The organism is Micromonospora sp. NPDC005298 (assembly GCF_040607375.1).
Lineage (GTDB): Bacteria > Actinomycetota > Actinomycetes > Mycobacteriales > Micromonosporaceae > Micromonospora.
In genome coordinates this window covers 32,471-46,728 of sequence record NZ_JBEXGP010000023.1, presented here as the reverse complement: position 1 = coordinate 46,728, position 14,258 = coordinate 32,471, and the positions used below count along the sequence as shown (strand labels likewise).

Annotated in this window: 16 protein-coding genes and 1 riboswitch; of the genes, 8 read left to right on the top strand and 8 right to left on the bottom strand. The window is 71.6% G+C overall.

Features of this window, described 5'->3' with window-relative positions; translation table 11 throughout:
• Nucleotides 1-27: 27 nt before the first annotated feature.
• The gene (locus ABZS77_RS24855) at nucleotides 28-726 is read right to left on the bottom strand and encodes an SDR family oxidoreductase (protein ID WP_354827273.1); all 699 of its coding nucleotides are present in this window, start codon (nucleotides 724-726) and stop codon (nucleotides 28-30) included.
• A gap of 161 nt (nucleotides 727-887) precedes the next feature.
• Here ABZS77_RS24855 and htpG point away from each other — a divergent pair, with 161 nt between their 5' ends.
• The gene (gene htpG, locus ABZS77_RS24850; RefSeq protein ID WP_354827270.1) at nucleotides 888-2,804 is read left to right on the top strand and encodes a molecular chaperone HtpG; all 1,917 of its coding nucleotides are present in this window, start codon (nucleotides 888-890) and stop codon (nucleotides 2,802-2,804) included.
• A gap of 332 nt (nucleotides 2,805-3,136) precedes the next feature.
• A riboswitch (cyclic di-AMP (ydaO/yuaA leader) is annotated at nucleotides 3,137-3,307 on the top strand.
• A gap of 1 nt (nucleotide 3,308) precedes the next feature.
• Nucleotides 3,309-3,986, top strand: coding sequence for a transglycosylase family protein (locus ABZS77_RS24845; protein ID WP_354827267.1), 678 nt, complete (start codon nucleotides 3,309-3,311; stop codon nucleotides 3,984-3,986).
• A gap of 69 nt (nucleotides 3,987-4,055) precedes the next feature.
• Here the strand turns inward: ABZS77_RS24845 and ABZS77_RS24840 are convergent, their stop codons facing one another.
• The 3 genes from ABZS77_RS24840 to ABZS77_RS24830 form a co-directional block, all read right to left on the bottom strand.
• The gene (locus tag ABZS77_RS24840; protein ID WP_354827265.1) at nucleotides 4,056-4,421 is read right to left on the bottom strand and encodes a hypothetical protein; all 366 of its coding nucleotides are present in this window, start codon (nucleotides 4,419-4,421) and stop codon (nucleotides 4,056-4,058) included.
• Between the two features lie 102 nt (nucleotides 4,422-4,523).
• Nucleotides 4,524-5,711 carry a DNA polymerase IV gene (gene dinB / locus ABZS77_RS24835; protein WP_354827262.1) on the bottom strand — a complete coding sequence of 396 codons (1,188 nt, stop codon included), beginning with the start codon at nucleotides 5,709-5,711 and terminating at the stop codon, nucleotides 4,524-4,526.
• 65 nt (nucleotides 5,712-5,776) lie between these two features.
• Complete coding sequence (locus ABZS77_RS24830; protein WP_354827344.1) at nucleotides 5,777-6,214, bottom strand: VOC family protein; 438 nt, start codon at nucleotides 6,212-6,214, stop codon at nucleotides 5,777-5,779.
• Between the two features lie 88 nt (nucleotides 6,215-6,302).
• Here ABZS77_RS24830 and ABZS77_RS24825 point away from each other — a divergent pair, with 88 nt between their 5' ends.
• On the top strand, nucleotides 6,303-7,307 hold the full coding sequence (locus ABZS77_RS24825) for a WYL domain-containing protein (RefSeq protein WP_354827259.1): 1,005 nt from the start codon (nucleotides 6,303-6,305) through the stop codon (nucleotides 7,305-7,307).
• Here ABZS77_RS24825 and ABZS77_RS24820 read toward each other — a convergent pair.
• The 4 genes from ABZS77_RS24820 to ABZS77_RS24805 form a co-directional block, all read right to left on the bottom strand.
• Nucleotides 7,270-7,785 (bottom strand): GNAT family N-acetyltransferase, encoded by a 516-nt coding sequence (locus ABZS77_RS24820; protein ID WP_354827256.1) that lies wholly within the window; start codon nucleotides 7,783-7,785, stop codon nucleotides 7,270-7,272. The genes ABZS77_RS24825 and ABZS77_RS24820 overlap by 38 nt on opposite strands.
• Nucleotides 7,782-8,300 (bottom strand): N-acetyltransferase, encoded by a 519-nt coding sequence (locus ABZS77_RS24815; RefSeq protein WP_354827253.1) that lies wholly within the window; start codon nucleotides 8,298-8,300, stop codon nucleotides 7,782-7,784. The genes ABZS77_RS24820 and ABZS77_RS24815 overlap by 4 nt, the downstream gene beginning before the upstream one ends.
• 50 nt (nucleotides 8,301-8,350) lie before the next feature.
• On the bottom strand, nucleotides 8,351-9,925 hold the full coding sequence (locus tag ABZS77_RS24810) for an FMN-binding glutamate synthase family protein (RefSeq protein ID WP_354827251.1): 1,575 nt from the start codon (nucleotides 9,923-9,925) through the stop codon (nucleotides 8,351-8,353).
• A 158-nt stretch (nucleotides 9,926-10,083) separates the two neighbouring features.
• Complete coding sequence (locus ABZS77_RS24805) at nucleotides 10,084-11,214, bottom strand: N-acetylmuramoyl-L-alanine amidase (protein WP_354827248.1); 1,131 nt, start codon at nucleotides 11,212-11,214, stop codon at nucleotides 10,084-10,086.
• Between the two features lie 167 nt (nucleotides 11,215-11,381).
• On the opposite strand from ABZS77_RS24805, the gene ABZS77_RS24800 reads away from it, so the two are divergent.
• From ABZS77_RS24800 to ABZS77_RS24780, 5 genes are all read left to right on the top strand, one after another.
• Complete coding sequence (locus ABZS77_RS24800) at nucleotides 11,382-11,591, top strand: transposase (RefSeq protein WP_354827245.1); 210 nt, start codon at nucleotides 11,382-11,384, stop codon at nucleotides 11,589-11,591.
• 128 nt (nucleotides 11,592-11,719) lie between these two features.
• Entirely contained in the window at nucleotides 11,720-12,124 is a 405-nt protein-coding gene (locus ABZS77_RS24795; RefSeq protein WP_101408982.1) for a VOC family protein, read from the top strand.
• A complete protein-coding gene (locus ABZS77_RS24790) occupies nucleotides 12,121-12,402 on the top strand; it encodes a helix-turn-helix domain-containing protein (protein WP_354827242.1) in 282 nt (93 codons plus the stop codon). Before ABZS77_RS24795 ends, ABZS77_RS24790 begins: the two co-directional genes overlap by 4 nt.
• 75 nt (nucleotides 12,403-12,477) lie before the next feature.
• Complete coding sequence (locus tag ABZS77_RS24785; RefSeq protein ID WP_354827240.1) at nucleotides 12,478-12,942, top strand: transposase; 465 nt, start codon at nucleotides 12,478-12,480, stop codon at nucleotides 12,940-12,942.
• A gap of 13 nt (nucleotides 12,943-12,955) precedes the next feature.
• Entirely contained in the window at nucleotides 12,956-14,080 is a 1,125-nt protein-coding gene (locus ABZS77_RS24780; RefSeq protein WP_354827237.1) for a transposase, read from the top strand.
• The last annotated feature ends 178 nt before the right edge of the window (nucleotides 14,081-14,258 follow it).

Genomic DNA, 14,258 nt, shown 5'->3' with positions numbered 1-14,258 from the left:
CCCGGCGGCGGCCCGCCGCGTCGAGGGTCAGGGGAGCTGCGGGTAGAGCGCGGTGGCGCCGCCGGCCAGGCCGGCCCGCACCTGGCGGCTGACGTCGTCGGCGAGGATCTCGTACGCGTCGGTCTCGATGCCGTCCACGGCGATCCGGGCGACCGTCTCGGGGTCGGACTTCGGGTCGGTGATAGCGGCGGTCATGTCGGTGTCCATGTAACCGACGTGCAGTCCGGCGACGCGGACGCCCCGGTCGGCGAGCTGGACGCGCAGCGCGTTGGTCATCGCCCACTCGGCGGACTTCGCGGCGCCGTAGGCCCCGTGCTTCGGGAAGTTGATCCAGGACAGCACGGAGAGGATGTTCAGGATCGTGCCGCCGCCGTTGCCGGCGATGACCGGCGCGAAGGCCCGGACCATCGACAGGGTGCCCAGGTAGTGGGTCTCCAGCTCCAGCCGGACGAGGTCCAGGTCGCCGTCGAGGAGGTCGGTCCCCGAGTCGATGCCGGCGTTGTTGATCAGCAGGTTCACGTCGCCGGCCAGCTCGGCGGCGGCGGCCACCGAGGCGGGGTCGGTGATGTCGAGGCGTACGGGTGTCACGCCGGGCAGGTCGACGGTGTCGGGGTTGCGGGCGGCGGCGTAGACGGTGGCGCCCCGCGCGGCGAGTTCGACGGCGAGGTGGCGGCCGAAGCCACGGTTGGCGCCGGTGACGAGGGCGGTGCTTCCGGAGATCTTCATGCCCGTCAGGCTAGCCGACCTGACTTCTATTAACCAAAGTCAGCTAGGTCACGACGATGCCCCTCCCGGATCGGGAATACGACCCCGAGGCCCCCACCGCCCACCCGGTGACGACTCGTATCCTTTGCGCGAACCTCCGCACGTGACAGAAGGGAGACGGTGTGAGCAACCAGGCCGAGACGTTGGAGTTCCAGGCCGAGGCGCGTCAGCTCCTCCAACTGGTCGTCCACTCGATCTACTCGAACAAGGACGTCTTCCTGCGGGAACTCATCTCGAACGCGTCCGACGCGCTGGACAAGCTGCGGCTGGCCACCCTCGTCGACAAGGACCTCGTCGCCGACACCGACGACCTGCACGTCGCCATCGAGGTCGACCGGGACGCCCGCACCCTCACCGTCCGGGACAACGGCATCGGGATGACCCGCGACGAGGTGGTCGGTCTGATCGGCACGATCGCCAAGTCCGGCACCGCCGAGCTGCTGCGCCAGCTTCGCGAGTCCGCCGACGCGCGCGCCTCGCAGGACCTGATCGGCCAGTTCGGGGTCGGCTTCTACGCCGCGTTCATGGTCGCCGACCGGGTCACCCTGCTCACCCGCAAGGCCGGCGAGACCGGCGGCACCCGCTGGGAGTCCGCCGGCGAGGGCACGTACTCGGTCGAGGCCGTCGACGAGGCGCCGCAGGGCACCTCGGTGACCCTGCACCTCAAGCCCGCCGACACCGAGGACAACCTGCACGACTACACCGCCGAGTGGACCATCCGCGAGATCGTCAAGCGGTACTCCGACTTCATCGCGTGGCCCATCCGGATGACCGTCGAACGCCCCGGCGTCGACGGCGCGGACGCCACCAGCGAGGTGCAGACCCTCAACTCGATGAAGGCACTCTGGGCGCGGCCCCGCGACGAGGTCGACGCCGCCGAGTACAACGAGTTCTACAAGCACGTCAGCCACGACTGGGCCGACCCGCTCGAGGTCGTGCACATGAAGGGCGAGGGCACCTTCGAGTACGAGGCGCTGCTGTTCCTGCCCAGCCACGCCCCGCTCGACATGTTCGCCCCGCAGGGCCGCCGAGGCGTCCAGCTCTACGTCAAGCGCGTGTTCATCATGGACGACTGCGAGGCGCTGGTCCCCACCTACCTGCGCTTCGTCAAGGGCGTCGTCGACGCGCACGACCTGTCGCTGAACATCTCCCGCGAGATCCTCCAGCAGGACCGGCAGATCCAGATCGTCCGCCGCCGCCTGGTGAAGAAGGTCCTCACCACGGTCAAGGACCTCAAGGCCAACCACCCCGAGCGGTACCGCACCTTCTGGACCGAGTTCGGCACCGTCGTCAAGGAAGGGCTGATCGACGACACCGACAACCGGGACACCCTGCTGGAGATCCTGTCGGTGGCGTCCACGAACGACGCCGCCGAGCCCACCGACCTGGCCGGCTACGTCTCGCGGATGAAGGACGGCCAGAGCGACATCTGGTACGCCACCGGCGACTCCCGGGCCACCATCGAGAACTCGCCGCACCTGGAGGCGTTCCGGGCCAAGGGCCACGAGGTGCTGCTCCTGACCGACCCGGTCGACGAGGTGTGGGTCGAGCGGGTCGGCGCGTACGACGGCCGGCAGTTCCGCTCGATCGCCAAGGGCGAGGTCGACCTGGACACCGACGAGGAGAAGCAGCAGGCCGAGACCGAGCGCGAGCAGCAGCGGCAGGAGTTCGCCGCGCTCGTCGAATGGCTGGGCACGACCCTCGCCGACAGCGTCCGGGAGGTCCGCCTGTCGTCGCGGCTGACCACCTCACCCGCCTGCGTCGTCGGGGACGCGCACGACCTCACCCCCACGCTGGAGAAGATGTACCGGGCGATGGGGCACGAGGTGCCGTCCACCAAGCGGATCCTGGAGATCAACCCCGGTCATCCGCTGGTCGCCGGGCTCCGCAAGGCCCACGAGCAGGGCGACGCCTCGCCGGCCCTGACCGAGACGGCGGAGCTGCTGTACGGCCTGGCGGTGCTCGCCGAGGGTGGCGAGCTGGCCGACCCGGCCCGCTTCACCCGGACGCTCGCCGACCGGCTGGCCCGCACCCTGTAGCCGGATCCACCCTCCGGCCGGCGGTCCGCCCAGCAGGGCCCCGCCGGCCGGTCAGGTCCCGTCTCGCGCCACCCACGGCGCGACCCTCGGCGAGCGCTGCACCGATCTTCGGCGGGTCGGCGGCACGGACGTCGCGCCGCTCTACGGACACCGGGAGCACGGCGTCCCCGACCGCTGATCGTAAACGGTCCATCATGGTCACTGCACAGTGTTCGATGCCCCGCAACCGGTGGCCGGAACGCCGAGCGCGGGCCGGTGAAGAACTTCACAGCGAGTGGGCGATCGTCACCGACCGTGCCTAACGTCGGTCGGGTTCGCCACTGCGGACACCACGGCCGGCAACGCCAAATCCCGCCCCCGGTCGTCGGAACCCAGTCAACCGGGCGGGAGCGGGGGACCCAGGTTCCTCGGTGCATGTCACCTCGGGGTGAAGCCGCCACCGTGCGGCCGGGCTCCTCGGCCCGAACCCGACAGCTCACCTCGCCGGCGTGGAGGAAAACTCACATGACGTCTGTTCACACGCCCCGTCATCGACGGGTCAGCACCCGCCGCCTCGCCGTCGGCACCCTGGCCGTCGGCGCGGTCACCGGCGCTGTCGCACTCTTCGGCCCGGCCGCCCCGGCGCAGGCCGCCGTCAACTGGGACGCGATCGCCAAGTGCGAGTCCGGCGGCAACTGGAAGATCAACACCGGCAACGGCTACTACGGCGGCTTGCAGTTCTCGCAGAGCACCTGGGCCGGTTACGGCGGCAAGAAGTACGCCGCACGCGCCGACCTGGCCAGCCGCGGCGAGCAGATCGCCGTCGCCGAGAAGGTGCTCGACGGGCAGGGCATCGGCGCCTGGCCGACCTGCGGCAAGAAGGGCGGCTCGTCGGGCGGCTCCGCCACCAAGTCGACGAAGTCCACCAAGTCGACGAAGTCCACCAAGTCGACCAGGTCCACCGAGTCGACCGCGAAGCCCAGCAGGTCCACGCGCGGCGAGCAGCCGGCGACGCGCGACCACGAGCGCACCGCGCCCGCGTCGAGCGGCGGGACGTACACCGTCAAGCCGGGCGACACCCTGTCGGAGATCGCCGACCACCACCGGTCGACCGGTGGCTGGCAGGCGCTGTACGAGCGCAACCGGCAGATCGTCGGCGCCGACCCGGGTCTGATCTTCCCGGGTCAGCGACTCAGCCTCTGACGTACGACGCGCGAACGCTCGGCCGGCTCACCGGTCGAGCGTTCGCGTGTGTGCCGCCCGGGGTCGCGGTCAGGCCGCCGACGCCGAGGCCTTCTGCTCCCGTTGTGATGCCGCCACCCCGGCGTTGCGGCCCCAGCGCGGAGCCGGCACCGCCTCACCGCGCCAGCCGGTGCGGCTCTCGGCGTCGCTGCCCCCGTCGGTCTTCTCGACCGAGGCGGATTCGCCGCGGGCCAGCCGCAGCGACTGCTCGGCGCCGGTGCGGGCCTCGCACGGCCACCCCTGCCCGGCGCACTGGAGATTGCGGCAGTGCCCCTCGTCGTCCGGCTCATGGGCGCCCAGCACGTCGACCGCGAGCTGCCAGAGCAGCGGGTCGGTCACGTCGTGCGGACGCTCGACGCGACGGCTCGGTCGGTTGCTGGTGTCGTCGGACATCATGGGCCCCCCTCGTCAGGCTGTTCCCTCCAAGGGTCACCCGTGGGCCGTCGGCTAAACCGCCGACCTGCTGTGATGTGTCACCGATCGCAGGAAACGCGACCATCAGTCGGGCAATAGCGGCATCTCGACACCGGGGTCGCGGCCGAGCAGCACCGCCCGGGTGAGCGCCGCCGATCCGAACCGGTCGCGGACCGCGTCGACCGCCGCGTCCAGTTCGGCGCCCGGGTCGGGTTGGAACGGCAGCTCCGGCTGGACCGGGTTGTCGTCGAGGTTGCCCACCGAGACGCCGATCAGGGTGACGCCCCGCCGGTCGATCTCGGGCTGGGTGGCCCGCAGCAGCGCCCGCGCGGCGGCGAGCACCGGCGTGGTGTCCGCGGTCGCCTTGCGGACGGTGTGCGATCGGGTGGCCCGCGTGTAGTCGCCGAAGCGCAGACGCAGCACCACCGTGCGTCCGGCCCGCCCGGCGGCCCGCATCCGCCGGGTGACCCGGTCGACCAGGCCGGCGAGGATCGCGTCCAGCTCCGCCGCCGCGTGCGGGGTACGGCTCAGCGCGTGCTGCGCGCCCATCGAACCGCGTCGGCGACCCACCTGCACTCCCCGTGGGTCACGGTTGTGTGCCAGGGCGTGCAGGTGCCGGCCCGCGCCCGCGCCGAGCAGCGAGACCAGCGCCGCCTCACCGAGCCGGGCCACGTCGCCGACGGTACGGATCCGACGCTCGCGCAGCTTCTCGGCCGTGATCGGGCCGACGCCCCAGAGCCGCTCGACCGGCAACGGATGCAGGAACGCCAGTTCGCCGTCGGGTGCGACGACCAGCAGCCCATCCGGTTTGGCCACCCCGCTGGCGACCTTCGCCAGGAACTTCGTGCGGGCCACGCCCACCGTGATGGGCAGGCGGACCTGCTCGCGGACCTCCCGACGCAGCCGGTCCGCGATGTCGGCCGGCGCCCCGACCAGCCGGCGCAGCCCGCCCACGTCCAGGAACGCCTCGTCGATGGAGAGCCCCTCGACCAGCGGGGTGGTCCGCCTGAAGATCTCGAACACCGCGCGGCTCGCGGCCGTGTACGCCGACATCCGCGGTGGCATCACGATCGCGTCCGGGCAGAGGCGACGTGCCTGCTGACCGCCCATCGCGCTGCGGACGCCCCGCGCCTTCGCCTCGTAGCTGGCCGCGAGGACCACCCCACTGCCGACGATCACGGGGCGGCCCCGTAGGCGCGGGTCGTCGCGCTGCTCGACCGACGCGTAGAAGGCGTCCAGGTCGGCGTGCAGGATGGTGGCCCCGGGCGACACGTACATATGTTCGCATGGCGTCGGTCGTGGCGACAGTGACCTGGGCGAACGCGGTCACGAGTCGATCAGTCGAGGCAGAACTCGTTGCCCTCGGGGTCGGCCATGACGAGGTGACCGGCGCCGAGCGGGGGAGCGGGCTCGTGCCGACCGAGCCGGGTGGCGCCGTACGCGACGAGCCGGTCGGCCTCCGCTTCGAGGGCCGCCATCCGTTCGTCTCCGGCGAGGCCGGGCGCCGCCCGGACGTCCAGGTGGACGCGGTTCTTGACCTGCTTGCCCTCCGGTACGCGCTGGAAGAACAGCCGTGGCCGGGACCCCTCGGGGTCGACCACCGCCGAGGCGTCGTTGCGGTTCTCCGGCGGCACGCCCATCGCGTCCAGTGCCTGCTCCCACGACTCGAAGCCGCTGGGCGGGCCCTGCACCTGGTAGCCGAGGGCCTCGGCCCAGAACGTCGCCAGCCCGGCCGGATCGGCGCAGTCGAACGTGATCTGCACGTCGCGTGGCATGGCAGCTCCCCTGATCTCGTCGGTCATGGTCCCAGCCTCCCGGAAATCGCGGACAGGATCGTTCCTCAACCTGTGCAACGATCGGCGGGTGACCGTCGAGGCGACCACCGAGCGCGTCCTGCGGTTGTTGGCGCTGCTGCAACGACGACCGTCCTGGACGGCCGCCGAGCTCGCCGCGCGGTTGCGGGTCACCGACCGCTGCGTCAGGCGTGACGTCCAACGCCTGCGGAATCTCGGCTATCCCGTGCGCGCGGTGTCCGGCGTCGGTGGCGGCTACCGGCTCGGCTCGGGCACCCGGCTGCCGCCGCTGCTGCTCGACGACGGGGAGGCGATCGCGACGGCGGTGTCCCTGCGGTTGGCCACCGGGGGCACGGTCGCCGGTGCGGGCGAGGCCGCCCTGCGGGCGTTGGCGAAGCTCGACCAGGTGATGCCCTCGCGGCTGCGCGCCGAGGTACGGGCGGTGCACGGCTCCACCGAGACCCTCGTCGGGCCGGTGGTCGAGATCGACGCCGAGCTGCTGGTGACGCTGGCGCGATCCTGCCGCGACGCGGTCCGGGTGCGGTTCGGCTACCCGGGACGGGACGGGGAGTGCGAGCGGACGGTCGAGCCGGTCCGGATGGTCACCACCGGCCGACGGTGGTACCTGATGGCCTGGGACGTCGACCGGGCCGACTGGCGCACGTTCCGGCTGGACCGGATGCGTACGGCGGTGGCCACGACCTGGCGTTTCCGGCCCCGCGCGCATCCCGATCCGGTGGCCTTCGTGCAGCGCTCGGTCACCGGGTCGCCGTACCGGTACGTCGCCCGGGTGCGGGTACGCGCCCACCCCGACGAGGTGCGGGCGTCGGTGCCGCCGCAGGTGGGCCGCGTCGAGGACGACCGCGACGGGTGGTGTGTGCTGGTCGTCGGCGGCGACGATCTGGACTGGTTGGCCGCGCACATCGCCCGCCTGACCTACGAGGTGCGGGTGGTGGAGCCCGCGGAGCTGCGGGACGCCGCCGCCCGTCTGGCACGCCGCCTCGCGGCGATGGCCGAACCCGCCGGATCGGAACCGGTCAGTCCTCGGCCGGGGCGGGCCGGGCCGGGACGGTGAACCGTCGCAACGACACCGCGCCGCCGTCCGGGGCGGTCCACTCTGCCGTGCGGCTGCCGGCGCACCGCCATCCGGTGCGTTCGTAGAGCGCGACCGCCGCGGCGTCCCGCACGGCGACCTCGAGCACCAGGTCCGTCGCGCGTTCGTGCGCCCACTGCCGGGCGCGGGCCAGCAGCGCGTCGCCCAGCGCCCGCCCGCGCGCGGTGGGCGCCACGAAGAGGCGGGCCACCTCGGCTGTCGGCCGGGTGGGCGGCCCCTGGGCCGGCTCGGGCACCCGGTGCACCGCCACATGTCCCACGATGGCCGCGTCGGCGGCGACGGCGACCCAGGCCCGTGCCGGTCGTGGTCCGCACAACCACCGGTGCGGGTCGGTGGGCCAGTTCATCGGGTACCCGTCGACCCGGTGGACCTCGGCGAGCGCCGCGACACATCCGTCCAGGTCGGTGGCGCGTCGCCGGCGGACGCGCGGCGCGATCACAGCTCGTCGAACGGGCGGGCGTAGCGGAACTCGCCCCGGATCGTGTCGCGCCACGCGTGCATCGGTCGGGCCATGAAGTACCGCGGACCCCACGGCTGCGGCGGGGTGACGCCCAGCTCCACGGCCGGCCGGAACCCGAAGCGCGGGTAGTAGTCGGGGTGCCCCAGCAGCACGACGAGGGGCTCGTCCCGCGCGTCGGCCGCGCCGAGCACCGCGTGCATCAGGGCGCTGCCGACCCCGCGCCGCTGCCGGCCGGGCAGCACGCCGAGCGGCCCGAGGCCCACCGCCACCGGCGCACCGGCCACCCGGCCGCGCGTGGCCACCACGTGCCCCACCACCTGGCCGTCCGGATCGACCGCCACCAGGGAGTACGCGGACACCCAGCTCTCGTCGGCGCGCAGCGCGTCGACGAGGGTGGCCTCGACGGGTACGTCGACACCGTCCTTGGCGAAGGCCGCGACGTGCACCGCCCGGACGGCGTCCACGTCGGCGGGTGTCTCGCGTCTGATCAGCACCGCGCCACTCTAGGAGGCCCCGACCGGCGTCTCAACGGGTTTGTCACGCCTCAGCCGACGGCTGTCGCCGACGGCGGGGCGCTGCCGCCCTGGGGAACCTCCGGGGTCATCAGTCGGATGATCTCCGCCTGGTCGGCGGGCGACGGCAGTCCCCATTCGGGCCGGTAGCCGTACACCTCGTGCAGTGGGGTGGAGCCGGTGCGGCCGTCCAGGATCTCCACGGCGTCGGTGCCGATCAGGCCGGGGTGTTCGACGCCGCACGCCTCGGCGACCTTGACCAGGTCGCGGCGCAGCGTGCCGAGGTAGTTGGCCGCCCGGACCGATTTCAGGGTCGGGTCGAGGCCCCGGGCCAGCCAGGCGTTCTGCGTCGCGACCCCGGTGGGGCAGGTGTCGGTGTGGCACTTCTGCGCCTGGATGCAGCCGATCGAGAGCATCGCCTCGCGACCCACGTTGACCATGTCGCAGCCGAGCGCGAAGGCCACGACGGCGTTGTCCGGCAGGCCGAGCTTGCCGGCGCCGACGAACACCACCCGCTCGTGCAGGTCGTGCTCGGCGAAGACCTTGTACACCCGGGAGAAGCCCTGCTGGAACGGGAGCGACACCGAGTCGGTGAAGATCAGCGGCGCGGCGCCGGTGCCGCCCTCGCCGCCGTCGATCGTCACGAAGTCGACGCCCCGGCCCGTGTCGCGCATCAGGGTGGCCAGCTCCTGCCAGAAGCCGAGGTCACCGACCGCCGACTTGATGCCGACCGGCAGGCCCGTCTCGGCGGCCAGCAACTCCACCCAGTCGAGCAGGCTGTCGCAGTCGGAGAACTCGGCGTGCCGGGACGGGCTGACGCAGTCCTGGCCGGCCGGGATACCCCGGGTCGCGGCGATCTCGGCGGACACCTTCGCCCCGGGCAGCAGCCCGCCGAGGCTGGGCTTGGCCCCCTGGCTGAGCTTGATCTCCAGCGCCCGCACCGGCGCGCCCGCGACCAGGTCCTTGAGCCGGTCCAGGCTGAACCGGCCGTGCTCGTCACGGCAGCCGAAGTACGCCGTACCGAGCTGGAAGACCAGCTCACCGCCGTTGCGGTGGTACGGCGACAGGCCACCCTCGCCGGTGTTCTGGAGGCAGCCGGCGAGCGCCGCCCCCTTGTTGAGCGCGGTGACCGCGTTGCCCGACAGCGAGCCGAAGCTCATCCCGGAGATGTTCACCACCGACTCCGGCCGGAACGCGTGGGCCCGTCCCCGGGCGGCGCCGAGCACCTTCGCGCACGGCAGCCGTACGTCGTGCCCGGCGCCCGGAGTGGACGGCGGCACGGCCCGGCCGAACGTACGGTGCTTGATGATGGGATAGCCGGGGGTGTACTCGATGTCGTTGTCGGTGCCGAACCCGAAGTAGTTGTTCTGCTGCTTCGCCGACGCGTACACCCAGCGGCGCTGGTCCCGGGTGAACGGACGCTCCTCGTTGTTGCCGGCCACGATGTACTGCCGGAGTTCCGGCCCGATGGCCTCCAGCAGGTAGCGGGCGCGACCGACCACCGGGAAGGTGCGCAGCAGCGCGTGGTCGCGCTGGATGAGGTCCCGCGCGGCGAGCGCCGCCATGGCGGCGGCGACGGCGGGTACGGCTCGACGGGCCCATGTCATGCCCGGGTCTCTTTCCGGCCGGGCGGCGGCCCAAACCGGCCCACGGGTGAAACGGCGCTGGTCAGCGCCGGGACCGGGTGCCGGCGACGATCCGGTCGACGGGACGGCAGCTCACCTCGACGGCGGTGCGGGTGCGCCCCGCACCGCCGCCGTTCGGCTCAGCGGTGCCGCAGACTCTGACGGACCGTGCCGCCGACGATCGCGCACCACGTGCTCGTGCTGAGCTTGCCGTTGCGCGGCAGGCCGTGCAGCACCTGGAGGTCCTGAACGGCCGCCCGGGTGGCGTGGTCGTACGCGCCGGTGACGGTGACCGCGTACCCCTTGGTGGCGAGGATCTCCTGTACGGCGGTGACGGGCGCGCCGGTGGCGTGCTGGTCCAGCTCCGGCGCCAGGGTCTCCCAGGTCGGGGTGGTGAGCGTGGCGTCCACGTCCACGGGGATGCCGTTGCGCGCCTGCCAGTCCTGCACGGCCGCGACGGTCGCGGCGTCGAACGTGCCGCTGACCGTCACCGCGTAGCCCCGGAAGGCGAGCAGGTGCTGCACGACCCGGACCGACGGCGAGTTGACGAACCGCCACAGGTCCGGCCAGCGGCGCGCGGGCACGTCACCGGCGCTGGTGCCCAGGGCCGCGTGCACCTGACGCCGCAGCTCGGGGAACTGGCGGTAGAAGGCCGCCCCCGGGCACGCGGTGGTGCGGAAGTCCCAGTGCCCGAAGATGTCGTACGCGTGCAGGCCGTACTGCCGGCAGACGGCGACGCAGAGCTTGACGAGCGAGTCGGTCAGCGCCTTCGGGGGCGTCTCGGTGACGTAGGTGCCCTCGTTCTCGATGCCGATGGCCCGGCCGTTCTCTCCCGGGCAGTGCGCCGAGATCATCTGCCGGTCGCCGGCTTCGAGGCGCTCCAGGCTGCCCCGGCGGCCCTCCAGCACGTAACCGCCGCGGCTGACCGTGAAGTGCTGGCCGGTGTCGGACCAGCCGTTGCCGTCCATGTGCAGGTCCTGGCAGTCGTGGGCCAGCTTCACCGCCTGCTCGCGGGAGTAGTCGGTGACGTTCGGGAACGCCATGTGGTGCACGATGATCTTGTTGGTGGGGATGGCGCTGACCGACAGCGGGTCCTTCGGCGGCCGCGCGGCCCACTCGTCGCAGCTGATGATCCAGTCCAGGTCGGTGCCCGGGGCGGCCTGCGCCGCGGCGGGGAAGGCGAGCTCGCTCCCGACGACGGCGACCGTGGCGGCGCCGAGACCGGCGCGCAGCAGCGTCCGGCGGTCCATTTCGGAATGCTCGACGTGCATGAAAGTCTCCTCCTGCGGCCGACGGCGGGGGGGATGAAAAGTAGCTCCAGTGGCCGCACGCACTCCGGAGAATATTGCCAAGTCTCGCCCGCGCGCTAGGGAGCGTCTCTCGGATCAAGGCGGCTCGTTGACGAAGCGTGCCGGTTCGTCGATGGATCTCTGATGACATGTGGGCTCGGATCGAGCCGTATCTGCCGGACCGGTCGCCGCGACGCGGCGACCGATGGGCTGACCACCGCGAGGTGATCGAGGCGATCGCCTGGAAGTACCGCACCGGCTCACCATGGCGGGACCTTCCTGACGAACTTGGCTCTTGGAAGGGCGCCTACTCCCGGTTCCGTCGCTGGACACTGGATGGCACCTGGCAAACCTCTTAACCGCGGTGCAGACCGACGCTGACGCCGCACGCGGTAGCCGACCGTCATGTCAGACGTAGGCAGTAACCGACCCATGTGCGGGACGCGTGCCGCTTGACGGACTACTTGCATTTTGCAAGCATGGCCCCATGAGCCTCTTCATCACCTGCCCGGTCGAGAGCGTTGAGCGCGCAACCGCCTTCTACACCGCCCTCGGCTGGGCCCTTAACGCCGAGATGTCCGACCACAACGTATCGTGCTTCGCGATCGCCCCCGAGCAGTACGTCATGCTCGGCAGCCGCGAGATGTACGCGAGCGTCGGCGGAGTCGAAGAGCTGATTGGCGGACCTCAGACGCCCTCGAAGGTCACGGTCTCGTTCGACCTGGGCAGCCGCGAGGCGGTCGACGAGCTCATCGACCGCGCGGGCGCCGCTGGCGGGCGGATCGGTGACACCGACGACTACCCCTTCATGTACCAGCGTCAATTCGACGACCCCGACGGCTACCACTACTCACCGTTCTGGATGAAGGCGGACGCCGATCCGACCGCGTGAGCGACCTCGCCGCGGCCCTCGACATCGTCGGAGCACGGTGGGCCCTGCTCATCGTGGAACGGCTGCTCGACGGGCCACAACGCTACGGCGATCTGCAGCGCGACCTCGGTGTGCCGACGAACATGCTCGCGACACGCCTGCGCGAGCTCGAAGCGGCTGGCGTGCTGTTCCGCCTGCCCCTTCGACACAACACCCGGGCCTATGCGCTGACCGATCGCGGGTTCGCCTTGCGCGAGGCGATCGTCGCACTCGGCAACTGGGGCAAGAACGACGCCTAGGCGACTGGTGTTAAACGATGGCCGTCACTGGCGTGGCGGCCATCGTTTTCTATCTATTTCAGGTAGTTTGTTGGTGTGGCGTTGGGTGTGGCTTCACAGCAGTTGGACCTGCTGGATCCGGTGAGCCGGTTCTGCGACGAGGCGTTACCGGCCAACTCGATCTTCACGTTCTTGCATGAGCATCGGGAGGCGCTGTTCCCGGACGGGCTGTTCACCGACCTGTTCGCGGCGGTGGGTCGCCGGTCGGTGCCGCCGTCGGTGGTGGCCACGGTGATGGTGCTGCAACGCCTCGAGGGGTTGTCGGATCGGGAGGCGGTGGACCGGCTCATGTTCGACGCTCGTTGGCGTTACGCCGCGGGGGTCGGTGGCTGGGACGGGGCAGGCCGGGTGGGGTTCGCCCACACGGTGCTGGTCGACATGCGGGAACGGCTGCGTCGTTCGGACCGCCCGGACCCGGATCTTCGAGGTGGCGTTGGATGCCGCTCGGGCCGCCGGGCTGCTGGGCCGGCGGCGGGTCCTGGACTCCACGCCCTTGTATGACGCGGTCGCGACGATGGACACGATCACGTTGATCCGCTCGGCGATTCGGGGTCTGCTCGCCGCCGCCGGCGGTGACCTGGTCGGGCGGTTGCGGGCGGTGCTGTCCAGCGGTGATGACTACACCACGACCGGCAAGCCGGTCATTGACTGGGACGACAAGACCGCCCGCGACGCCCTCGTCGACTCCCGTGCCCGCGACGGTTACGCCCTGCTGGCCGTCCTCGACGGGCTCACGGACCTACCCGAGTCGGTCGGTCAGGCGATGCGGCTGCTGGCCACCGTCCTGGGTCAGGACCTGGAATCAGGCGATGACGGGACCTTGCGGATCGCCCGGAAAGTCGCCCCGGATCGGGTGATCTCCACCGTCGATCCCGAGGCCCGGCACGGGCACAAGACCAGCCACCGCGGCTTCGACGGCTACAAGGGCCACATCGTTGCCCCGGACGTCGAGGCCGTCACCGCGACCGTGGTCACCGCTGGCAACGTTGGGGATGTCGAACCGGTCGCCGGGCTCATCGCCGACCTCACTGACCCGGCCGTCGCCACCGACACCGCCACCGACACCGCCACCGCCACCAACACCGCCGCCGTCTACGGTGACGCGGCCTACGGCGCCGGCGAGGTCCTCCAGCGGCTCGACAGCGCCGGGATCGACGCCAAGACCAAGGTCCAGCCGCCCGTCGCACCGACCGGGAAGTTCACCAAGGACCGCTTCGACATCAACCTCCAAGATGCCACGGTGACCTGCCCGGCCGGCACCACCATCCCGATCCGGCCGGTCAAAGGCCACGCCCGCCACGCCGGCAAAGCCGACTTCGGCACCGCCTGCGCCACCTGCCCCCTCCGCGGGCAGTGCACCGACTCCAAGACCGGCCGCAGCATCACCATCGGCCACCACGAAGCCCACCTCACCGCCGCCCGCACCCGCCAGCAAGATCCCGCCTGGCAAGCCGACTACCGCGCCACCCGACCTAAAGTCGAACGCAAAATCGCCCACCTCATGCGCCGCCGCCACGGCGGACGACGCGCCCTCATGCGCGGCCGGCACCGCGTCGCCGCCGACTTCACCCTCCTCGCCGCCGCGGTCAACCTCGCCCGACTCGCCACCCTCGGCCTCACCCACACCCTCCACGGCTAGGCCCTCAACCCCGCCTGAGGACCACAGGCCCCGGCTGATCCCACCCGGCAAACGCTCCGAAGGGCCTGCATCGCCGCCCCAGCAACGGTTTCAACACCCGAAACCCTCGAACCAGCGCACCGAACCGACACCACCACGCGATAACGGCGGTCGACCGGGACCCGGTCAACCGCCGTCT